The organism is Siculibacillus lacustris, assembly GCF_004328075.1.
Taxonomy (GTDB): domain Bacteria; phylum Pseudomonadota; class Alphaproteobacteria; order Rhizobiales; family Ancalomicrobiaceae; genus Siculibacillus; species Siculibacillus lacustris.
On record NZ_SJFN01000012.1, the window covers coordinates 69,322 to 90,562 of the forward strand.

The window sequence follows — 21,241 nt, forward strand, 5'->3', positions numbered from 1 at the left end:
AAGCCGTGCCGCGGACCTCGCGTCAAGTCGCGAGATCGTCGAGGTCGCATTCGTCCGGAGGCCGATTCGGGAACGGCGGCCCACCCGACGGGCCGCCGCGGTGACGGCAGGACGCCGACGACCGTCACTTCATGTTGGCGGCGAGATTCTGGAAGGTCAGGTTGAGGTTGGTGCCGAGCAGGCCGGCGCCGCCGATGATGCCGACAGCGACCAGCGAGGCGATCAGTCCATATTCGATCGCGGTGGCGCCGGAGTCGTCGCGGAAGAGGCGGATCAACAGAGTCATGACTGCAAATTCCTCCTGGAAAGCGACGGTCGACTTCGCGGAAGTCGCCGTCAGGTTGCATCTGGAGGATTGCGCCATCGTCTTGACGAAGAGTGAAATTCCGGAGCGCAATGCATCCGGAAGTGGTGGAAATTCGCGGTCGCTCGGCGGATCCCCCGCGTGCGCCGGCGATCGCTCGATTCAGCCGGCCGGCTTGCCGGCGGCCAGCGCGACATAGGCCTTGCGGGTGCCGGGCGGCACCGCGCCGCGCTGCTCGAGCAGCAGGATCAGGCGCAGGGCGAGGTCGATCGAGGCGTAGCAGTGGTGGGCGATGGTCGCCAGATGCTTCAGCTGATCGTCGGAGAGGCCTTCGGGGTGGGCGAAATCGCGGACATAGACGAGATCGGCCTCGAGCAACTGGTTGAGCGGCCGGCGCGGGTCGCCGCCGATCACGCAAGGGGCGATCGGCCACAGTTTGACGCCGGCAAAACAGTGCGGGACGAAGCCCTGGGCGCGCAGTTCGACGTCGATCTCGCCGATCGCCGGTTGACCCTGGTAGAGGGTCATGAACGACACCTCGGTCTGGATCGCCACGGCTTCGGCGAGCTTGCGGCGGCCGGAGCGGAAGACGTCGAGTTCGCCGCCCTGGATGTCGATCTTGAGAAAATCGAGGTGCTCGATCTCGTCGATGTCGTCGAGGCGGCGGGTGGCGATCTCGACCCGTTCGATCACTTCCGACAGGGGTTTCAACACGTCGAACAGCGCGAAGGCGGCGGGATCGGGCTCGTAGAGGCTGGTCAGGCCCGAGGCGCGGCAGATCTTCAGCTCGTGGGTGCCGCCGTCGCCGACCGCGTGCGGCAGGTAGCGCTCGTGCGGCCCCTTGGCGGCGAGGAGGGCGGCGAGCGCTTCGGGTTGCGGCTCGAAGCCGGTGACCCGGCACAATCCGGCGGCGAGCATCGGCTTGTAGGGCGGATCGCCGTCGATCGGGTTGGCGCCGATGTCGACGATCTCGGTCGTGCGCGCGAGGCGCAACAGGTCGCGGACATTGCTCATGGCGTCGATTCTCGGCTCCCGGGATCGCCGGCGACCTTGCCCGAGTCGACGACGCCGCGCAAACCGGCCGGCGGACGCAACCCTGCGGCGAACCGTCGTCTATCGTCCGAACGCGATCGCCCCTCCTGTGGGACGACATCCGCCGGTTGCACCGCGAGTCCCGGGACCCGAGGCGCGGCTTCGGCCAGCGGAATCGACCACCGCCGAGAGGAAACGTCATGAAGCGCGTCGCAGTCTCCGTCGCCGTGGTCGTTCTCTCGGCGTCGGCGGGGTGGGCCGACGACGTCGTGCTGCCGCAACAGAAGCCGGGTCTGTGGGAAGTCCGCTCGACCACCCCCTCGATCCGGACCGAGCGCTGGGCGACCCCGGAATTCCGATCCACCTACCGATATTGCCGTTCGCCCGCCGGCCGGCCGGCCGAGATGTCCAAGGAGATGTCGGATGCGGTCGCCAAGCTCGGATCCTGTTCCACCGCGACGGTGACGCGCAGCGGCACTGACTATGTCACGACGGCCGACTGCCGGACGCCCCGGGAGCTCTTCCAGAGTCGTGCGGTCTACAGCGGCGATTTTCGGTCGCAGCTGACCATCCGAAGCTACCATGTGACCGACGGCAAGACCGTCCTGGTGAACGTCGAGACGGAGCGGCGCATCGGGGAGTGCCCGGCGACGAAGTGACGGGCCGGCCGGTCGGGGCCTCGGCGGGGCCGATGCGTCCGCCTCAGCCGCCGGGCGGGCCGAGGATCGCGCGGGCGGCGCGTTCGCCGCTGCGGTGAGCGCCGTGGACGGTGGCGTGCCAGGGGAAGTCGGTGTGTTCGCCGGCCAGGACCAGGCGGCCGTCGATCGGTGCCGCCAGGGCGGCATAATGCTTCGGCGTGGTCCCGACTTTCGGCAGCGAATAGGCGCCGAGCGCGAAGGGATCGCGCGACCAGGCGGTGGCGACGATGCCGCGCGGCGCCGGGAGCCCGGGGCCGAACATGTCGGCGAGCACCGCGACGACGTCTGCCCCGACGTTCGACGCGGTCATGGCGTCGGCCTTGCGGGCATAGGGGCCGGTGGCGAAGCCGACCAGAACCGGCGCCCCGGACACCGCCGACAGATCGAGGAACGACGCCCAGCGCCCCCGTTCGGCGTCGACATGGCCGTGGAAATGGTTGCCCTCCGGCCAGAACCGCCGGTCGAAGGCGAGCGCCGCCTTGGTCACGGTGCCGACGCCGATCGCCTCGACGGCGGCCTGTACCGCCTGCGGCAGGGCCGGGGCGAAGGTCACGCCGCCGGCCTTCAGCACCCCGAGCGGCAAGGTGCAGACCACCGCGTCGGCCTCGAAGCGTTCGTCGGCGGTGGTCACCGTCACGCCGTCGGCGCGGCGCTCGATACGCGTGACGATCCGGTTCAGGCGCAGATCGAGGCCGCGCGCCAGCGGCGCCAGGATCGCGTCGTAGCCGTCGGGCAGCAGCACTTCGGGGCCGGACAGGGCCTGATCCTCGTCGAACCAATAGGCCGAGGCGTCCTCGATCGCCGCGCCGAGGTCGTCCTCGGTCTTGGTGGTGACCGTCCAGGCGTTGACCGGATCGTCGAGGAAGGTCGGATCGCGAGCGCGGATCGCCTCGGCCAGCGAAACGTCCTCGCTCTCGTCGAGCTCGCCGTCGATGGCCGCGAGCAGCGCGTCCCAGCGGTCCTCGGCGCGGTCGAGTTCGGCCTCGGGGATCGGCCGCCCGCCGGGGCGGTGGACGGTGCGGCGGTCGTCGTCGGTGCGGACCAAGCGGGCGCCGACGCTGCGGGCGAGATCGGCGATGGGGTTGCGATCGATGCCGTGGATCCAGGCGGCGCCGCGCTCGATCGGGACCCCGAGGCTGCGGTCGGTGGCGAGGCGGCCGCCGATGCGGTCGCGGGCCTCGAGCACCACCACGGAGCAGCCGCCGTCGACGAGGCGGCGGGCGGCGGTCAGGCCTGCGACCCCGGCGCCGACGACGATCACCCGGCGCAGTACCGGCGCGGCGCTTGCGGCGCGTGGCCGCAGGAGCGGCGGCAGGCCGAGGAGCGCGGCGGCGGCGAGGAGGGCGCGGCGGGTCGGGTCACGCGACATGGGTCGCCCTTTCCGTCGGTGCGAGATCCGCGTCGGGCGCGTCGATCGTGACGGGGGCCGGATCGGGCCCTTCGTGGGCGAAGACCGCGCAGCCGCGACCCCGGGCCTTGGCGCGGTAGAGCGCGGCATCGGCGGCGTCGGCGATGGCGTCCGGCGACAGGCCGGGCCCATCGGCCAGGGCGATCCCGAGGCTGACGCCGACGTCGGTCGTGGCGCCGCCGTCCAGGGCGATCGGCGCCCGCACCCGGGCGACGATCTCGCCGGCGAGGATCGCCAGCCGCGGCCGGTCGTGCCAGGCGGTGACCAGCACCACGAATTCGTCGCCGCCGATGCGCCCGACCAGCCCGGCCGGGCCGACCGCCGCGCGCAGCCGTGCGGCGACCTCCCGGATCACCGTGTCGCCGGCGGCATGGCCCCAGGTGTCGTTGACCGCCTTGAAGCGGTCGAGGTCGCAGGCGATCCAGGCGAAGGGCGCCGCGGGCAGGCGCGCCGCCGCCTCGGCGAGGCGTTCCTCGATCTCCAGGCGATTGGCGAGGCCGCTGAGGGCGTCGATGCGGGCGATCCGGCGATTGTGCGCCTCGCTCGCCTCGAGGCGGCGCGACAGGCCGCCGATGTGACGCACCAGGAGCCCGCCGACCCCGCTCAGGATCACCGCGGCGGCGGCGATCAGCGGCACGATCAGCGCCCAGATGCGATCGCCGGGAGTGTCGGCGCGCCAGGCGAAGCCGCCGAGCGGGCGTCCGTCGAGGGCCAGGACCGGTCGCAGCGTGGCGGCGCTCGCACGCTCCGGGCCGAAGCCGAGATCGGTGAAGCCGAGTTCGGCGCCGAGTTCGGCGACCACCTCGGCGTCGATCGGCCGGGCCGAGATCAGGATCACCGGCGGACCGTCGGCGAGGGTGGTGTCGCCGTCGTCCTCGGGCACGATCGCCATGGCGCTGGCCAGCGCCGGCGTGCCGTCGACCACCACGAAGCCGGACGTGGCGAGTTCGGCGACCCGGGCGGAGGGCAGGTGGGTCTGGCGGAAACCGCCGTCGACGGCGATGCGATGGCTCATGAAGCGCTCGACGGCGCGGGCGCGCAGCAGGGCGAGGTCGCCGTCGAGGGGCGGGCGGGGGCTCGGAAAGGCCACCGATTCACCGCGCGCCGACGCCAGGACGGTGCCGTCGGCGCCGACCACGACATTGACGGCAAAGGAGAAATCGGACCACAGCGGATCGAAGAACTCGTCGCGCAGCCAGCGCCGATCGAGTTTGCGCACGACGTTGGCGACCGAGCGGTCCCAGCGGGCGAGCGACAGCTGGTCGCGGGCCATCAGGCGGAAGCGGCCGGACAGCACGTTCTCGAACAGGGCGCGCTCGCTCGCCACCGCCTGGGCGTCGGCCTCGGCCGAGGCGATCCGCCCGACGTGGACCAGGGCGCCGGTCGCCAGGACGATCAGCACCGTGGTCGCCAGGGCGACGAGGCCGGACAGATCGAAGAGCCGTACACGTCGAATCGCCATCGGGCCTCGCCTCGCCGCACCGACCTCGCGCGGCCGGACCTCGGGACCACCATGCCGCAGACCGAGAAACATTCGGTAAATCGGCGGATTTCAGCGCCTCGGCTCCGGCTGCGACGTCGATTCCGCCGGGCCGTCGCCCGGTCTTCGGTCATTCGCGCGCCGGAGCGCGGTTCAGGACGAACGGATCTTGAGCGTCGAGGCGCTCGCCAGGAGAGCCACGAGCTCGGCTTGGCGCGAGACTCCGGTCTTGTGGAAGACCCGCTTGAGATGACTGCGGGCGGTCTCCCGGCTCATGCCCGCAGCTTGCGAGATCTCTTCGAGCGTCGCGCCGCCGTGGATGCCGGCGGCGATCACCGCTTCGGTCGGCGTCAGATCGTAGAGGCCCTTGAGCAGCGTCGGGTCGCCGCCGGCGCGGGCGTCGAGCACCGACAGGACCAGGATCGTGCGGGCGTCGTCGAAGACGTCGTGGGCCGAGCGCCGGACCGGCAGGAGATGGAGAACCGCCACGGGCTTGCCATGGGCATCGCGCAGCGGAATCGACCGCGGTTCGCCGTCGCCTGCGCCGAGGGTGGCGAGGAACAGGGCGTTGGCCGAGCGATCGGCGAGCGCCACCCGGTCTCCGGGGCCGATCTGCAGCAGCGCCCGGTGGGGGCGGAAGGCGTCGTTCAGGGCGATCAGGCGGCCGCCCGATCCGAGCAGCGCGGCGGCGATGCCCGAGGCGGCGAAAGTGTCGAGCGAAGCGCGATGACGGCCTTCGCCGGCGCGGCCGGCGAGCAGGGCGGCGCGGGCGAGATGCGGGCGCAGGCGATCCAACAGGTCGAGGGTCGGGCGATCCCATGGGCCCTGGGCCCGGGTGCGCTCGAAATGGAAGATGGTCACCGCGGAATCCGGGCTCTCGATCATCGTCGCGGTCGCCCAGCCGATGCCGCGCGGATGGTAGAAGTCGCGATAGACCGGAAGCGTGCCCAGGATCTCGGCGGGCCAGAAGTCCAGTTCGTGGACGAAACCGGCGCGTTTCGACCGCAGGAGGGCGGTGCGGCGCGGGTCCTGCTCGGTCCAGCCCTGTTCGAAATAGTCGGTCATGATCGCGCGGGCGCGGGCGCAGCCGACCCAGGCCTGTTCGCCCTGGCGGACGGTGACGAGAAGGCCGAATTCGGCGTTGAGGACGGCTCGGAGGTGCTCGAACAGGGCGCTCCAGAGTTCCGGAACGGCGCCGGCTTCATAGATGCGGCCGATCAGATCGTCGAATACGAGGTCGATCATGCGGGGACCCGGCAAATTTCGAGATACACAACGCGAGTTAGAAAAACCAAAACCATCAATTCATGATCGCATGAGATTCCTGGATCTGCTGTTCTGACGATCAGTGGTGCGAGTATAGGTGGCCGACCGACCTGTATGCAATTGCACTTTTCCCCGACGCGCCCTCGGAACGGGGGCTGGTGGGCTCGGTGCGGGAGTCGTGGCGGGGGGGGCGGGCGCGGCGACCGGGCGAGGGGGGATCTCCGCGCAACGCGACATCGGGCATCGTCGCCCTTGACAGGGCTCCCGACCGGCTCCTATCGTCACGCCAGATCCGAAGCGGCCCCGATCACTCCCGAAACCTCCTTTCGATGACGTGTCCGGCGAGCGGCTTTTGTTCGGTGCAAAATATGTAAACGTTTACAATGCGAATGGTGGTCGAGTTTTCGCTCCGATTTGTCTATGTAAACGTTTAATAAGGTCGACGGTCATGACCCTTCGCCCCGAGAGACCCGCGACGATCCGCCAGGTGGCCGAGCGCGTCGGTACGTCGATCGCCACCGTCTCCTATGTCCTCAACGGCAAGGACCGGGCGATGCGCAAGGAGCTGCGCGAGGCGGTGTGGACGGCGGCGCGCGACCTCGGCTACGTCGGCAACGCCGCGGCGCGGGCGCTGAAGGGCATGCAGCGCGGGCTGATCGCCGTGCTGGTCCCGCAGTTCGGCAACAACTTCTTCACCCGCATCTGCGTCGAGGTGGAGGCGGTGATGCGCGACGCCGGCTCGGTGGTGATCACCGGCAACAGCGACGAGGATCCGGCCCAGGAGCGCAGCATCCTCGAGCGGCTGATCGCCCAGCAGATCGACGGTTGCATCATCGCCCCGGCCCTGTCGCGACCCGAAAACCTGGAGCTGCTCGCCCGTCACGGCGTGCCGACGGTGATCCTCGAGCGCTCGATCGGCGCCGACATTCCGTCGACCGATTTCGTCGGCCACGACAACTTCGGCGCCGGCCTGCTCGCGACCCGGCAGTTGATCGCCGCCGGCCATCGCCGCATCGCCTATGCCGGCTGGAATTCGCCGATCGCCAACATCCACGATCGCATCGAGGGTTATCGCGCCGCGCTGGCCGAGGTCGACGTGGTGCCCGATCCCGCCTGGGTGCTGATCGACGACCTCACCCTCGCCGGCGGCCGCCAGGTCGGCGAGCGCCTCGCCGGGCTCGACGTCACCGCCCTGGTGATCGGCCACCATCACGAACTGGCCAAGGGCATCCTCGGCGAGCTCGGCCGCCAGGGCCGGCGCTGGCCGGAGGATCTGTCGATCGTGCTGATCGGCACGCCGGAATGGCGCGATCTGGTGCGGCCGTCGCTCGCCTGCATCGAGCGCCCCGAGGGCGAGATGGGCAGGCGCGCCGCCGAACTGCTGTTGAAGAAGGTCGAGACGCCCGCTCACGTGGCGCCGGCCCTGCTCCTCGCCAACACCTTCCTGCCGGGCGGATCGATCGCGCCGCCCCGCGTGCCATGAGGATGGGAACCGCATGATGCAGAAAGTCACCGTGGGGCTGGTCGGTGCGGGCTTCGTCGCCGAACTCCACATGCACGCCTACGCCCGGGTCTACGGGCTCGAGGTCGAGGTCAAGGCGGTGGCCGCCCGCGGCGACGCGGTCGAGGACTTCGCCCGCCGCTTCGGCATTCCCCACACCACCCGCGATTGGCGCAGCCTGCTCGACGATCCGGAGATCGACGTCATCGATCTGTGCACGCCGCCGGCGCTGCACGTCGAGATGGTCGTCGCGGTGATGCGGGCCGGCAAGCACGTGATCTGCGAGAAGCCGTTCTCCGGCTATTTCGGCCGCCCGGGCGACGCCACGCCGATCGGGCGCGCGGTGCCCAAGGCGGTGATGTACGAGCGGGTGATGGCGGAGATGGAGACGGCGCGGGCGGCGATCCGCGAGACCGGCCGGCTGTTCTGCTACGCCGAGGACTGGGTCTATGCCCCGGCGGTGGTCAAGACCGCCGAGATCCTCACCGCCACCCGCGACAAGATCCTGTTCATGAAGGGCGAGGAGAGCCATTCGGGCTCGCATGCGGCCCATGCCGCGCGCTGGGACATGACCGGCGGCGGCGCGCTGATCCGCCAGGGCTGCCATCCGTTGTCCGCCACGCTGCACCTCAAGCAGGTCGAGGCGGCGGCGCGCGGCGAGACCATCGGGATCGCCAGCGTGGTCTGCGACACCGGTCAACTCACCCCTCTGCCCGGCTCGCCCGATCGCGGCCATCTCCACGCCACGCCCGAAGACGTCGAGGACTGGGGCGTGCTGACCACCACCTTCACCGACGGCACCAAGAGCACGGTGTTCGCCGGCGACATGATCCTCGGCGGGGTGCGCAATCTGGTCGAGACCTTCACCACCGGCGGCGCGCTCCTCGCCAACATCGCGCCCAACGACCATCTCGTCAGCTACCAGACCGACGAGGCCAAGCTCGCCGGCGTCTACATCACCGAGAAGGTCGATCGCAAGACCGGCTGGCAGTTCGTCTGCCTCGAGGAGGAGTGGACGCGCGGCTATCGCCAGGAAATCCAGGACTTCATGGAATGCGTGGCGACCGGCCGGCAGCCGCTCGCCGGGCTCGATCTGGCCTTCGACACCATCCGCGTCCACTACGCCGGCTACTGGTCGGCCGAGGAGGGACGACGCGTCGCGCTGTGAACCGTCCCGCCACGGGCCGGCACCAAGAACACCACGTCAGGGAGACGAAACATGAAACACCTCACGCATGTCTCTGGAAGTGCAGCCGAGTTCACCCGCCGTGCGGTTCTCGCCGCGACCCTCCTCGCGGTGGTTCCGTGGGCCGGTGGGCCGGCTGCCGCCGCCGACTGGAAGCCGACCCGGCCGATCAATCTGATCGTGCCGTGGGCGGCCGGCGGTGCCACCGACCAGGTGCTGCGGGTGGTCGCCTCCGAGCTCGAGAAGTCGCTCGGCCAGACCATCGTGGTGATCAACCAGCCTGGCGCCTCCGGGGCGATCGGCACCAAGAGCGCGCTCGACGCGGCGCGCGACGGCTATGTGTGGACCGGCGGCGCGGTGCAGGATCTCGGCACCTACGAGACGCTCGGCTCGGTCAAGACCCGGGTCGCCGACTGGAACCTGTTCCTGTGCGTCGCCAACGTGCCGGTGCTGTCGGTGCCGGCCAAGTCGGAGGCCAAGTCCGCGGCCGAGCTGATCGCCGCGATGAAGGCCAAGCCCGGCGCGGTGAAGGTGTCGACCGCCGGTCTGACCTCGTCCGGCCATGCCGCGATGGACACCATCGCCGCCGCCGCCGGGGTCACCTATCGCCACGTCGCCTATGACGGCGGCAATCCGGCGGTGGTCGCGGCGACCGCCGGCGAGGTCGATGCCACCACCCAGCTCGCCAGCGAGCAGGCCGACCTGATCCGCGGCAAGATGATCCGCCCGCTCGCCGCGGTCGGCGACAAGCCGCTCGATCTCGAAGGCTTCGGCCGCATCCCGGCGCTGAGCGACACGTTGCCCGGCTTCAAGGCGCCGCTGTCCTACTACGGCATCTTCGTGCCCAAGGGCGTGCCGGCCGAGGTGACCGAGACCCTGACCCGGCTGTGGGCCGAGCAGATCGCCAAGAGCGAGGCGCTCCAGGCCTTCGCCCAGAAGCGCGGCGCGCTGTTCGCGCCGTCGACCGGCGAGGCGGCCCAGGCCGTGGCCTTCCCGGCGGTCCAGGCCAATGCCTGGTCGCTGTTCGACAGCGGCAAGGCCAAGGTGTCGCCCGACACCGTCGGCATTCCGCGGCCCTGAGGGTCGCTCGGAGAGCGGGGCGCGGCTCGCGCTTCCGCTCCCCTCGGCCGGCGGCCGTGGCCGCCGGTCCCGCGCAGACGTCGAAAGGATCGCCGCCATGACCGAAGTCCCCGATGCCGCGGCCGTCGCGCCGCCGGCGGAGACGCCGCATCGCTCGCCGCATGCCGACCTGTGGGGCGGCGTCGCCTGGATGGGGCTCGCCGTCGCCATCCTGGTCGCCTCGATCCGGATGGATCGCCTCGCCGATCAGGACATCAACCCCTACACCATCCCCGGCCTGCTGCCGGGGCTGTTGTCGATCCTGATGCTGTTCTTCGGGTCGATGCTGGCGCTGCGCGGCCTCCTCGCCGGGGGCTTGCGCCAACGCTTCGCGGCGGCGGGGAGGGAAGCCATCGCGCCCGGCCGCACGCTGCTGGTGATCGGCCTGTGCGCCGCCTTCGACGTGGGGCTGGTCGGTCGCGGTCTGCCGTTCTGGGCCGCCGCGGCGATCTTCGTGACGGTCGCCGTGCTGGCGCTGGAGCGGAGCGGGGAGGGACGGATCGGCCGTCGACCGACCCCTGCCGCGATGCTGAAGGCCGCGGTCATCGGGCTCGCCACCGGCGGGGCGGTGACGGCGCTGTTCCAAGAGGTCTTCCTCGTCCATCTCCCCTGAATGCGCCCGCGCGGAGACCCGCCATGCTCACCGGACTCGCCCAACTCGGCCACGCCTATCTGAGCTTCCTCAACCCGCTGTCGATCCTGTTCGGATTGGGCGGCGCCCTGGTCGGCATCATCGTCGGCTGTCTGCCCGGCCTGTCGGCGACGCTGTGCATCGCGCTCTTGACGACGATGACCATCAAGCTGCCGGCCAACGACGCGATCCTGATCCTGGTGTGCTCCTATGTCGGTACGCTCTACGGCGGTTCGCGCACCGCGATCCTGCTCAACATTCCCGGCACCGCGGCCAATGCCGCCTCCTGCGCCGACGGCCACGCCCTGGCGCTGCGCGGCGAGGCGGGACGGGCGATCGGCATCGCCACCTCGGGGGCCTTCACCTCGACGCTGATCGGCGTGCTGTGTCTGGCGGCCTTCACCCCGGTGCTCGGCAACGTGGCGCTGTCGTTCGGCTCGTTCGAGTTCTTCTGGCTGGCGCTGTTCGGCGTCACCATGTCGGGCACCCTGGTCGGCGACGATCCGCTCAAAGGTTGGCTGATGGGCCTGCTCGGCCTGTTCGTCGCGCAGATCGGTCAGGACGGGCTCTATGCCCACGACCGTTTCACCTTCGAGTGGGACCAGTTGTCCGGCGGCATCGCCCTGATCCCGGCGCTGGTCGGGGCCTTCGGTTTCGCCGAGATCCTCACCACGCTCGCCCGGCCGAAGGAACCGAAGCTGGTCGAGCTCAAGGATTCGGTGCTGCCGCGCTTCCGCGAAGTGGTCGAGCACTGGCCGACGGTGGTGCGCTCCGGCCTGATCGGGGTGTTCACCGGCCTGATGCCGGGGGTCGGCGAGGACGCCGGCGCGTGGATGTCCTATGCCGCGGCCAAGGCGGTGAGCAAGAAGCCGGAGGAGTTCGGCAAGGGCTCGATCGACGGGTTGATGGCGGCGGAGACCGGCGACATGGCGTCGATCCCCGGGCACATCATCCCCTGCCTGGCGCTCGGCATCCCCGGCTCGGCGCCGTCGGCGGTGCTGATGGCGGCGATGATCCTGCACGGCATCCAGCCGGGGCCGATGATGATGATCGAGCACCCCGAATTCGTCTACGACGTGGTGGCGATGACCACGCTGGCGATGTTCTCGATCCTGGTGTTCGGCCTGTTCCTGGTCAAACCGCTGCTCCTGGTGCTGCGGGTCAAGCGCACCATCCTGATGCCGATCATCTTCGTGCTGTGCACCATCGGCGCCTTCGCCACGGCGTCGCGGCTGTTCGACGTCTACGCCATGTTGGTGATCGGCATCGTCGCCTTCTTCCTGCGCGGCAAGGGCTACCAGATGGCGCCCTTCGTGCTCGGACTGGTGCTCGGCGGGATCCTCGACAAGAACCTGCGGCGCGGTCTGGTGCTCTCCGACGGGGCGATCGAGCCGTTCTTCACCCGGCCGATCTCGATGGTGCTGGCGGCCGCGACGATCTTCACGCTGCTGCTCTACGTCCCGGCCTTCAAGGCGGGGCTGCGGGCGCTCGGCCGGCCGGTCCGCCGCCTGCTGAGCCGCCGCCCCGTCGCGGACGGCTGAGCGCGGGAGGCCGAGGGATTCGGCCTGAATTGGGTCGGGGGAGGCCCGCCCGAACCGATCCGATGTGCCGGGGGAAGGCGCGCCCGAGAACATCTGGTCCCAGGTCCCGACCGGCTCCGACCGGGCCTTCGGGCGGATCTACCGCCGCCACGCCGGCATCGGCCCGCCGACCACCTTGTGCGGGCGGGCTCAGGCGATCGCGGTCGGCACGCCCGTCGGCGCCAGGTTCATCTCGGCGGCGATCCAGTCGAGCAGCAGGGCCAGCGTCGGGCCGTCGCCGCGGGTCGGGTCCCAGATCCCGACCAGCGGCGTGCCGAGGGCGACGATCTCGGGAAAGGGCATGATCAGGCGGTCGTGGTGGACGTCGGTGGCCAGCCACGGCGGGCCGACGATCACCCCCTGATCGGCGAGCGCGGCTTCGATCGCCAGATAGAAATGCGGCAGCGAGCGGAGGGTCGGCGGCGCCGGCACGCGGGCGGCCGACGTCCAGGCCTCGACTTCGCCGATGCGGGTGCGGGCGATCAGCAAGGTCTCGCCGGCGAGGGCGGCGAGCCCGCCGGCGACGAGGCGCGCGGCGCGGCCCGGCGCCGCGAGCAGCGTCAGGCGTTCGCGCCCGAGCACCCGGCCGGCGAAGCCGGGCGGCACCGCGCCGCCGCGGCGGATCGCCAGATCGAACGGCAATTGCCGCCAGTCGTCGGTGGAATGGACCGCATGGACCCGGATCTGGCGCCCGCCGATCGCGGTCTGGGCGGCGAGCACCCGCGGCACCAGCCAGTGCATGGCGAGGCTGGCGTTGGCGGTCACCGTCAGCACGCCGCGGCCGCGCGCCGTGGTGACGTCGTCGCAGGCGCGGCGCAGCAGGCCGATCGCCGCCCCGACCGCCGCCGCGAGGTCCTGCGCCGCCTCGGTCGGCACCAGCCGATGGCCGGGCTCGAACAGCGCGACGCCGAGATCGCGGGCGAGCTGCGACAGGTGTTTGCTCAGCGCCCCGGGAGTGACGCCGAGGTCTTCCGCGGCGCGCACCACGTTGCCCTGGCGCACGACCGCCTCGAGGGCGCGCAGCGATCGGAAGGAGGGAAGTTCTCGCGTCATGTCGTTTGTGCCGAAAACTCACATATGACGTATTTAATATCGTTTTTCTTCGCGATCAAGAGCGAATATGATCCGTGTATGAAGTAAACCAAAATAAAGCGCGAGATCATAGAGCCTGAACGTATCAGTCTCGTGACACGTCGTGCGGTTCGGAGTTCGACGCATGACGGCGACGATCGAAGTCAATGGCCGCGGTTATCGAATACCGCAGCGACCGGTGGTGGTGATCTGTTTCGACGGCTTCGACCCGTCCTATCTCGCCGACGCCGCACCGCGCGGCCTGATGCCGCGCCTCGTGCGTATGATGGCCGGGGGCTTTGCCGCCACGGCGACGTCGGCGATGCCGAGCTTCACCAATCCCAACAACGTGTCGATCGTCTGCGGCGCGCCGCCGCGGGTCCACGGCATCTCCGGCAATTACTGGTTCGACCGCGAGACCGGCCGCGACGTGATGATGACCGACGCCGGGCCGATCGCCGCGCCGACCATTCTCGCCGGCCTCGGCGAGGCCGGGGTGGCGGTGGCGGCGGTGACCGCCAAGGACAAGCTGCGTCGGGTGCTCGGCCTGGGGCTCGCCGGCGCGGGGCGCTCCGGCATCGCCTTCTCGGCGGAATGCGCCGACACCGCGACGGTCGGCGAGCACGGTCTCACCGCCGCCGAGGCGCTCGGCGGGCGGGCGCTGCCCGATCCCTATTCGGCCGAGTTGTCGCTGTTCGTGCTCGATGCGGGGATCGATCTGGTGGCGCGCGGCCGCGCTCGGGTCGCCTATCTGTCGCTGTCGGACTACGTCCAGCACGCCCATGCGCCGGGAGCGCCGGAGGCCGACGCCTTTCTCGCCGCGGTCGATGCCCGGATCGGGCGGCTGCTCGATCTCGGCGCGGTGGTCGGAGTCACCGCCGATCACGGCATGACCGATCTGGCGCTCGCCGACGGTCGGCCGAACGTCGTCTATCTCGGCGATCTGCTCGACGCCCGGTTCGGGGTGGGCCACGCCCGGGTGATCTGCCCGATCACCGATCCCTTCGTGCGCCACCACGGCGCGCTCGGCGGCTTCGTGCGCATCCACCTTGCCGCGGGTGCCGACGTCGAAGCGGTCCGCGACCATGTCGCCGGGCTGCCGGGGGTGTGGATGGCGCTCACCCGCGAGGAGGCCTGCCGCCGCTTCGATCTGCCGATGGCGCGCGAAGGCGACGTCGCGGTGGTGGCGGTCAAGGGCGTGGCGCTCGGCATGCACCGCGGCGATCACCGTCTCGATGATCTCGCCGGGGCGCGATTGCGCTCGCACGGCGGCCTCGCCGAGACGCCGGTGCCCTTCGTCCTGTCGCATCCGCCGGCGCCCGAGCCGCGCCGCGCCGGTCCGCTCGCCAACTGGGACGTCTTCGACTTCGCCCTCAACTGTCCCGCCGCCGGGGAGATCGCATCGTGACCGCACCTCGGGCTCGCCGCGCCGTGATCGTCATCCTCGACGGGCTGCGGCGCGACTTCGTCGACGATCGGTCGACGCCGCATCTCGCCGCGTTGCGCCGCCGCGCCACGTGGTTCGCCAGCCATCGCGGGGTGTTTCCCTCGGTCACCCGGGTGTCGGCGGCGTCGATCGCCACCGGCTGCCGGCCGTCCGGCCACGGACTCGCCGGCAATGCGGTGGCGCTGGTCGAGGACGGACGGCTGGCGGTCCACGACGTCGGCCCGCCGGAGTTCGTCGACACCAAGCGCCGCCTGACCGGCCGTGTCCTCGACCGGCCGACGCTGGCCGAACGGCTCGGGCCCCATGGCGGCGCGGTGGCGATCTCAAACGTCTCGCCGGGGGCGGCCTACATGCTCGACCCCGACGGCTTCGGTTCGGTCTACCACCGCGCCGGCTCCTACGGTCCCGGCCGGGTGGCGATCGACGGCGCCGAGGCGCTGGCGATCACCGGCGACGGGGCGGGCGATGCCGCGGCCACCGAGCGCTTCATCGACGAGGTGCTGAAGAGCCGCCGGCCGTCCCTCGCGACGCTGTGGCTGTGCGAGCCCGACAAGACCCAGCACGGCAGCGGGCTCGGCGGGGCGACCCATCGCGCGGCGCTCGCCGCCGCCGATGCGCTGGCCGGCCGGGTGATCGCGGCGGTCGCCGCGCTGCGGGCGGCGGGCGAAGAGATCCTGCTGGTGGTCGGCTCCGACCATGGACACGAGACGGTCGACGAGGTCGTCGACGTCGAAGCCGAACTGATCGCCGCCGGGCTGAAGGACGGGGCCGACTCGTCCGACGTGGTGGTGGCGCCGAACGGCACGGCGGCGCTGATCTACGTCGATCCGGCGTTCGCGACACGCCGGCCGGCGATCGGGCGCTTCCTCGCCGGGCGCCCCTGGGCGGGGCGGGTGATCGAACCGCAGAGCTTCGCCGAATTCGGCATCGCGGAGGCCGGCCATCTCGCCTTCGCGGTGTCGCTGGCGCAGAGCGACGTGCCCAACGCCGCCGGCGTGCCGGGCCGGTCGCGGGCGGTGAAACCGCTCGCCGGCAAGTCCGATCGGCTCGGCGTCGGTCAGCACGGCGGCCTCGGCACCCATGAGCAATCACCGTTTCTGATCGTCGACGGGGCGGGCTTCGCGCCCGGCGCCACCGTCGACGCGCCGACGTCGATCGTCGACATCGCGCCGACGATTCTCAGCCATCTCGGCCTGTCTCCCGACGGAATGGACGGACGTCCGCTCCAGACCGTCCCAGCTTCGAGGATCTCGTGATGCCCCGTTCGTCCTTGTCCCTCAGCCGCCGCGGGCTGCTCGCCTCCGCCGCCGGTCTCGGCGTCGCCGCGCTCGCCGGCCGCAGCGGCTTCGCCGCGACCCCGACGGCCGGCGGCGTGCTGCGCTATGCCACCCTCGGCCTCGACACCTCCGATCCGCATCGCCACACCGGCTCGATCGCCGTGCAGCAGTGCTACGTCGAGGCGCTGACCTCGATCGCCGCCGACGGATCGGTCGAGCCGTTCCTGGCCGAGCGCTTCACGGTGTCGCCCGACGGGCGCAATTACCGCTTCGAGCTGCGGCCCGGCGTGACCTTCCACAACGGCGATCCGCTGACCGCGGCCGACGTCGTCGCCAACATCGAGCGAGTGAAGAGCAAGGTGAAGGGTGGGTGGTTGGCGTCCGCGATGAAGCTCGTCGACGGTGCCGCCGCCGACGGGCCGAACGTGGTGACGCTGAGTCTTTCCAAGCCCTACGCGCCGCTTCTCAACCTGTTCTCCGAACTGTGGATCCTGTCGCCGAAGTCGGACGGCTGGGCCGAGACGATCAAGACGCCGATCGGCACCGGTCCCTTCACCTTCGGCACCTGGGTGCCCAAGGTGAAGCTCACCGCCCCGGCCTATCGCAATTATTGGCGCAGCGGCGAGCCGCATCTTTCGGCGATCGAATTCGATCTCGGCGACGGCACCGACAAGGCCCTGGCGCTCCGGGCCGGCGATCTGCATGTCGCCAACGTCGAGCGCGACACGGTCGAGGCGCTGGTCGCCTCCGGCAAGGTCGACATCAAGGCGCTGAAGGACACCGCCTGGTTCTCGATCGCCTTCAACAACCGCAAGCCGCGCCCGCCCTTCGACGATCCGCGGGTGCGCAGCGCCATCGCGCTGGCGGTCGACAAGGCGGCGATCATGAAGTTCGTCGGCGGTGCCGAGGGGGTGGTCACCAATCAGTTGGTGGCGCCCGGCAACGTCTATTTCGACCAGGCCCTGCACGACGCCGATCCCTTCGCCAAGCCCGATCTCGCCAAGGCCAAGGCGCTGCTGGCGGAGGCCCGGGTCAAGCCGGAGGACCACACCATCGAGTTCGTCTCGTGGGTCGGGCCCTATCCGCAGATCGTCGTGCAAATGGTCCGCAAGCTCGGCTTCAAGGTCAACCACGTGGCGCTCGACGACATCGGCGCGCAGAAGCGGCTCGGCCAATACGACTGGGACATGAACGCCATGTCGTCGGGGCCGCGCGCCGACCTGTTCCTGCGCTGGGTGCGGCTGATGACCGACGGCCCGAACCCGGTGCTGTGGGGCGGCATCCAGGACGCCGAGCTCGACCGGACGATCACCGCGGCGGTCGAAGAGCCCGATCTCGCCCGGCGCAAGGCGATCTATCTCGATGCCACCCGGCGGGTCGCCGAGAAAGTCTATTTCGTGGTGCTCGGCCATGCACCGGACCTCGTCGCGGTCGCCAAGACGGTGCAGGGCTACGAGCCCGGCTTCACCTGGGCCTGCCATTGGGCGAGCGGCGGGGTGGCGCGCGCCGCCCTGGTCGCGGCATGAGCCCGGCGGGGACGATGGCGTCGGGGGGCGGGCGCCGGATGGCGCCCGGCACGGCGGCGGCGCTGGTCGTGGTCGGCGCGATCGTCCTCGGGGCGGTCGCGGCGCCCTGGCTCACCGACCTGTCGCCGCTCGACCAGGATCTCGGCGGGCTCAACCGCGGGCCGTCGGCGGAACACCTGCTCGGCACCGACGTGCTCGGCCGCGACATCCTCGCCCGCCTGCTGTGGGGGGCGCGGACCACGCTGATGGTCGGTACCCTCGGGACGTTGCTCGCCTTCGCGCTCGGTGCCGGGGTCGGGCTCGCGGCGATCGTCTTCGGACGGCTCACCGAGACGCTGTGGTTCGCGGTGATCGACCTCGTCCGCGCTCTGCCGGCGACCCTGCTCGGGGTGCTGCTGATCGTCGCGCTGGGCAGCGGCATGGCGCCGGTGGTGATCGCCCTCGGCCTCTCCTACGCGCCGCTGGTGGCGCTGGTGGTGCGCACGGCGCACGCCCGCGAGGCGGCGCGCGACTATGTCGCCGCCGCGGCGAGTTTCGGCGGCGGCCGGCTGCACGTCCTCGTCCACCACATCCTGCCCAATCTCGCCGGCACCCTGGTGACCCAAGCCGCGATCGTGCTGCCGCGCTGCATCGTCACGGAATCGGTCCTGAGCTTCCTCGGCCTCGGGTCGTCGCCCGACGAGCCGACCTGGGGGCGGATGATCGCCGACGCCAGCCGCTTCATCGAGAAGGCGCCGCACGCCATCCTGGCGCCGATCGTCGCGCTGGTGGTGCTGACCACCGCGCTGTCGATCCTCGGCGGGCGGCTGCGGCGGGCGCTCGATCCGACCCGCGCCGCGGTCGCGCCGGCGGAACCCTCCGCAGCGATCCTCGCCGGCGAAGGAGCCCTGTCATGAGACGTCTCCTGCCGGTCGTCACGGCGCTCGCCGCCGGTCTCGCGCGGGCGCTCGCCATCGTCGCGGTGGCCTTCTTCCTGTGCCGGGTGATGCCGGGCGACGTGGTCGACGTGCTCGGCCTCGAAGGCGGGCTGACCGACGCCCAACAGGCCGAGTTGCGCGCCGCCCTCGGCCTCGATCGGCCGGTGATCGCGCAGTTCGTCGATTGGGGCGCCCAGGCGCTCGGCGGCGACTTCGGCCGCTCGGTGCGGTTCGACCGCCCCGTCGCCGAGATGCTGGTCCATGCCGCGCCGGTCACCCTCGAACTGGCGCTCGGCAGTTTCGGGGTCGGCATCGGTCTCGCCTTCGGCCTGGCGATCGCCGCGACCAGCCTGCGCTCGCGGGTCCTCGACGCGGTGATCGACGCCCTCAACGTGTGGTCGATCGCGGTGCCGACCTTCTGCGCCGGGGTGGTCGGGATCATCGTGTTCTCGCTGTGGCTCGGCTGGCTGCCGGTGATCGGCAGTCTGGTGCTGCCGATCCTGATCATCGGCCTCGACAATGCCGGGCAGATCGTCAAGCTGGTGCGTGAGGATCTCGCCGAGGCGGTGATGCTGCCGCATGTGCGCACCGCCCGTGCCAAGGGCCTGTCGCCCTGGCGGATCGCGCTCGTCCACGTTCTGCCGGTCGCCGCGCCGATCGCCCTGGTGCTGTCCGGGCTGGTGCTGTCGGGCCTCGTCGCCGGCACGCTGACCATGGAGATCCTGTTCGGCCTGCCCGGCATCGGCAGCCTGATGCTCAACGCCGTGCACGGTCGCGATCTGCCGGTGGTGCTCGCCGCGGTGACCGTCGTCGCCGTGGCGCTGGTGGCGATCAACACGCTGGTCGATGCGCTGCATCGGCTGATCGATCCGAGGGTGACCCGATGACCGCGACCACCGAGCTGCGAGACGCGCCGATCGACGCCGCCGGCCACCGGGCGCCGTCGGCCGCGGCGAGCGACCGGACGCCCGGCGATCCGCGCGCCGTACCGGTGCTCGAGGTGCACGATCTCGGCATCCGCACGGGGGGGCGCGACCTCGTCGCCGGCGTGACCTTCTCGATCGGCGCCGGGCGGACGCTGGCGCTGATCGGCCAATCGGGCTCGGGCAAATCGATGACCGCGGCGGCGATCATGGGGCTGTTGCCGCCCGACGTCACGGTCTCGGCGGAGACCCGCATCGAGCTCGACGGTCGCCGCCTGCCGCACGCCGACGACGGCGCGATGCGGGCCTTCCGCGGCACGGCGCTGGCCATGGTGTTCCAGGACCCGATGAGCTGCCTCAATCCGTTCATGACGGTCGGGGCGCAGATCGAGGAGGCGCTGTGGCGGCGCGGCGTCGTCGATCCGGTGGTCCGACGGGAGCGCTCGCTGGCGCTGATGGCGGCGGTCGAACTGCCGACGCCGGAGAGCTTGCGCCGGCGCCTGCCGCACGAGCTGTCGGGTGGCCAGCAGCAGCGCATCATGCTGGCCATGGCGCTCGCCGCCGAACCGCGGCTGCTGATCGCCGACGAGCCGACCAGTGCGTTGGACGCCAGCGTCCAGGCCGAGATTCTCGCCCTGCTGGCGCGGCTGCAGGCGCGCTTCGGCATGGCGATCCTGTTCATCACCCACGATCTCGCCGCCGCGCGCCGCCTCGGTCACGAGATCATGGTGATGCGCCACGGCCGGGTGGTCGATTTCGGCGCACCGCGCACGATCTTCACCACCCCGCGCCACCCGCACACCCGGGCGCTGGTCGCGGTCCGCGAGATGCTCGAACGGCCGCCGGCGCCGCGCCGGAGCGCGGGGACGCCCGTCCTGGAGATCGCGGGCGTCGGCTTCGACTATCCGCCGCGCCGCTTCCTCGATCGGCCGTCGCCGGCGCTGCGCGAGGTGTCGTTGACGCTCACCGCCGGGCGGTCGCTCGGGGTGATCGGCGAATCCGGGTCGGGCAAGAGCACGCTGGCGGCGATCGTCGCCGGGCTCAAAACGCCGATTTCCGGCGACGTCCGGCTGTTCGGCACCTCGCTCGCCGCCCATCGCTTCGCGCTGCCGCGGGCGCTGCGGCGCCGGGTGCAGATCGTCTTCCAGAACCCGCACGGGGCGCTCAACCCGCGTCACACCATCGCCACGGCGATGCGTGAGCCGCTCGACCTCCTCCACATCGGTCCGCGCCGCGCGCGGCCGGAGCGGGTGGCCGAAGCGCTCGGCTGGGTCGGCCTCGATCCGGACCTGCGCCTGCGCCATCCGCATGCGCTGTCCGGCGGTCAGCGCCAGCGGGTGGCGATCGCCCGGGCGCTGCTCAGCGAGCCGGATCTCCTGGTGTGCGACGAGGTGGTCTCGGCGCTCGACGCGACGGTCGGCGCCGAGATCCTCGATCTGCTGCGCCGGCTCCAGGCGGAGCGGGGCTTCGCGCTGATGTTCGTCGGCCACGATCTCGAGGTGGTGCGGTGGATCGCCGACGAGATCGCGGTGCTCGCCGACGGCCGTCTGGTCGAGCACGGGCCCGCCGACCGGGTGCTCGTCGCGCCGGCGAGCGTGGCGGCGCGACGGCTGGTCGAGGCGGGTCGGCGCGCCGATCAGCCGTCCGATCCGGCGAAGTGACTCCGCGCCAGGGCGATGAATTCGCGCACCGATCCGATCGCAGCGATCGCCTCGGTGGTCACCAGATATTCGGTGGCGCGCAGGGCGGCGCCGGTGATCGGTAAGGCGCGCAGGCGCGGGTCGTGGCCGAGCTCGTGGTCGAGCACGTAGCCGAGGCCGAGGCCGGCGGCCACCGCCTCCTTCATCGCCTCGCGGCTCTCCAGGGTCAGGCAAC

At 71.2% G+C, this 21,241-nt stretch carries 19 protein-coding genes; 12 read left to right on the forward strand and 7 right to left on the reverse strand.

Annotated elements, in window-relative coordinates; all coding sequences use genetic code 11:
- Positions 1-124: 124 nt before the first annotated feature.
- Together EYW49_RS09875 and EYW49_RS09880 are read right to left on the reverse strand one after the other, a co-directional pair.
- Positions 125-286 carry a Flp family type IVb pilin gene (locus tag EYW49_RS09875; RefSeq protein ID WP_131309012.1) on the reverse strand — a complete coding sequence of 54 codons (162 nt, stop codon included), beginning with the start codon at positions 284-286 and terminating at the stop codon, positions 125-127.
- 180 nt (positions 287-466) lie between these two features.
- Positions 467-1,318 carry an FkbM family methyltransferase gene (locus EYW49_RS09880; protein ID WP_131309015.1) on the reverse strand — a complete coding sequence of 284 codons (852 nt, stop codon included), beginning with the start codon at positions 1,316-1,318 and terminating at the stop codon, positions 467-469.
- Positions 1,319-1,536: 218 nt separating this feature from the next.
- On the opposite strand from EYW49_RS09880, the gene EYW49_RS09885 reads away from it, so the two are divergent.
- Positions 1,537-1,995: a DUF3617 domain-containing protein gene (locus EYW49_RS09885; RefSeq protein WP_131309020.1), complete on the forward strand. Its 459-nt coding sequence runs from the start codon at positions 1,537-1,539 to the stop codon at positions 1,993-1,995.
- Between the two features lie 43 nt (positions 1,996-2,038).
- Here the strand turns inward: EYW49_RS09885 and EYW49_RS09890 are convergent, their stop codons facing one another.
- The 3 genes from EYW49_RS09890 to EYW49_RS09900 all read right to left on the reverse strand — a co-directional run bounded on the left by EYW49_RS09890 (position 2,039) and on the right by EYW49_RS09900 (position 6,167).
- Positions 2,039-3,403, reverse strand: coding sequence for a flavin monoamine oxidase family protein (locus EYW49_RS09890; protein ID WP_165498198.1), 1,365 nt, complete (start codon positions 3,401-3,403; stop codon positions 2,039-2,041).
- On the reverse strand, positions 3,393-4,904 hold the full coding sequence (locus tag EYW49_RS09895; protein WP_165498199.1) for a diguanylate cyclase domain-containing protein: 1,512 nt from the start codon (positions 4,902-4,904) through the stop codon (positions 3,393-3,395). The genes EYW49_RS09890 and EYW49_RS09895 overlap by 11 nt, the downstream gene beginning before the upstream one ends.
- Positions 4,905-5,075: 171 nt before the next feature.
- Positions 5,076-6,167, reverse strand: a complete 1,092-nt coding sequence (locus tag EYW49_RS09900; RefSeq protein WP_131309029.1) for a helix-turn-helix transcriptional regulator — start codon at positions 6,165-6,167, stop codon at positions 5,076-5,078.
- Positions 6,168-6,636: 469 nt separating this feature from the next.
- On the opposite strand from EYW49_RS09900, the gene EYW49_RS09910 reads away from it, so the two are divergent.
- From EYW49_RS09910 to EYW49_RS09930, 5 genes are all read left to right on the forward strand, one after another.
- Positions 6,637-7,671 (forward strand): LacI family DNA-binding transcriptional regulator, encoded by a 1,035-nt coding sequence (locus tag EYW49_RS09910; protein WP_131309035.1) that lies wholly within the window; start codon positions 6,637-6,639, stop codon positions 7,669-7,671.
- A 16-nt stretch (positions 7,672-7,687) separates the two neighbouring features.
- Complete coding sequence (locus tag EYW49_RS09915) at positions 7,688-8,857, forward strand: Gfo/Idh/MocA family protein (RefSeq protein WP_131309156.1); 1,170 nt, start codon at positions 7,688-7,690, stop codon at positions 8,855-8,857.
- 51 nt (positions 8,858-8,908) lie between these two features.
- Positions 8,909-9,955 (forward strand): Bug family tripartite tricarboxylate transporter substrate binding protein, encoded by a 1,047-nt coding sequence (locus EYW49_RS09920; RefSeq protein WP_131309038.1) that lies wholly within the window; start codon positions 8,909-8,911, stop codon positions 9,953-9,955.
- A gap of 97 nt (positions 9,956-10,052) precedes the next feature.
- On the forward strand, positions 10,053-10,607 hold the full coding sequence (locus tag EYW49_RS09925; protein WP_131309041.1) for a tripartite tricarboxylate transporter TctB family protein: 555 nt from the start codon (positions 10,053-10,055) through the stop codon (positions 10,605-10,607).
- A 23-nt stretch (positions 10,608-10,630) separates the two neighbouring features.
- Entirely contained in the window at positions 10,631-12,166 is a 1,536-nt protein-coding gene (locus EYW49_RS09930) for a tripartite tricarboxylate transporter permease (RefSeq protein ID WP_131309044.1), read from the forward strand.
- A 189-nt stretch (positions 12,167-12,355) separates the two neighbouring features.
- On the opposite strand, the gene EYW49_RS09935 is transcribed toward EYW49_RS09930, so the two are convergent.
- On the reverse strand, positions 12,356-13,258 hold the full coding sequence (locus EYW49_RS09935; RefSeq protein WP_131309047.1) for a LysR substrate-binding domain-containing protein: 903 nt from the start codon (positions 13,256-13,258) through the stop codon (positions 12,356-12,358).
- A 163-nt stretch (positions 13,259-13,421) separates the two neighbouring features.
- On the opposite strand from EYW49_RS09935, the gene phnA reads away from it, so the two are divergent.
- Genes phnA through EYW49_RS09965 form a run of 6 tightly spaced genes read left to right on the forward strand, consistent with a single transcriptional unit; the run spans position 13,422 to position 21,027 of the window.
- Complete coding sequence (gene phnA, locus EYW49_RS09940; RefSeq protein WP_131309049.1) at positions 13,422-14,684, forward strand: phosphonoacetate hydrolase; 1,263 nt, start codon at positions 13,422-13,424, stop codon at positions 14,682-14,684.
- Positions 14,681-15,979, forward strand: a complete 1,299-nt coding sequence (locus EYW49_RS09945; RefSeq protein WP_206365437.1) for an alkaline phosphatase family protein — start codon at positions 14,681-14,683, stop codon at positions 15,977-15,979. The genes phnA and EYW49_RS09945 overlap by 4 nt, the downstream gene beginning before the upstream one ends.
- Positions 15,979-17,526, forward strand: a complete 1,548-nt coding sequence (locus EYW49_RS09950; protein ID WP_131309052.1) for an ABC transporter substrate-binding protein — start codon at positions 15,979-15,981, stop codon at positions 17,524-17,526. Before EYW49_RS09945 ends, EYW49_RS09950 begins: the two co-directional genes overlap by 1 nt.
- A 38-nt stretch (positions 17,527-17,564) precedes the next feature.
- A complete protein-coding gene (locus EYW49_RS09955) occupies positions 17,565-18,422 on the forward strand; it encodes an ABC transporter permease (RefSeq protein WP_206365438.1) in 858 nt (285 codons plus the stop codon).
- Positions 18,419-19,330 carry an ABC transporter permease gene (locus EYW49_RS09960; protein WP_131309057.1) on the forward strand — a complete coding sequence of 304 codons (912 nt, stop codon included), beginning with the start codon at positions 18,419-18,421 and terminating at the stop codon, positions 19,328-19,330. Before EYW49_RS09955 ends, EYW49_RS09960 begins: the two co-directional genes overlap by 4 nt.
- Entirely contained in the window at positions 19,327-21,027 is a 1,701-nt protein-coding gene (locus tag EYW49_RS09965; protein ID WP_131309060.1) for a dipeptide ABC transporter ATP-binding protein, read from the forward strand. The genes EYW49_RS09960 and EYW49_RS09965 overlap by 4 nt, the downstream gene beginning before the upstream one ends.
- Here the strand turns inward: EYW49_RS09965 and EYW49_RS09970 are convergent.
- Positions 21,003-21,236 (reverse strand): LysR substrate-binding domain-containing protein, encoded by a 234-nt coding sequence (locus EYW49_RS09970; protein ID WP_131309063.1) that lies wholly within the window; start codon positions 21,234-21,236, stop codon positions 21,003-21,005. The two genes, EYW49_RS09965 and EYW49_RS09970, sit on opposite strands and share 25 nt — an antisense overlap.
- Positions 21,237-21,241 lie beyond the last annotated feature (5 nt).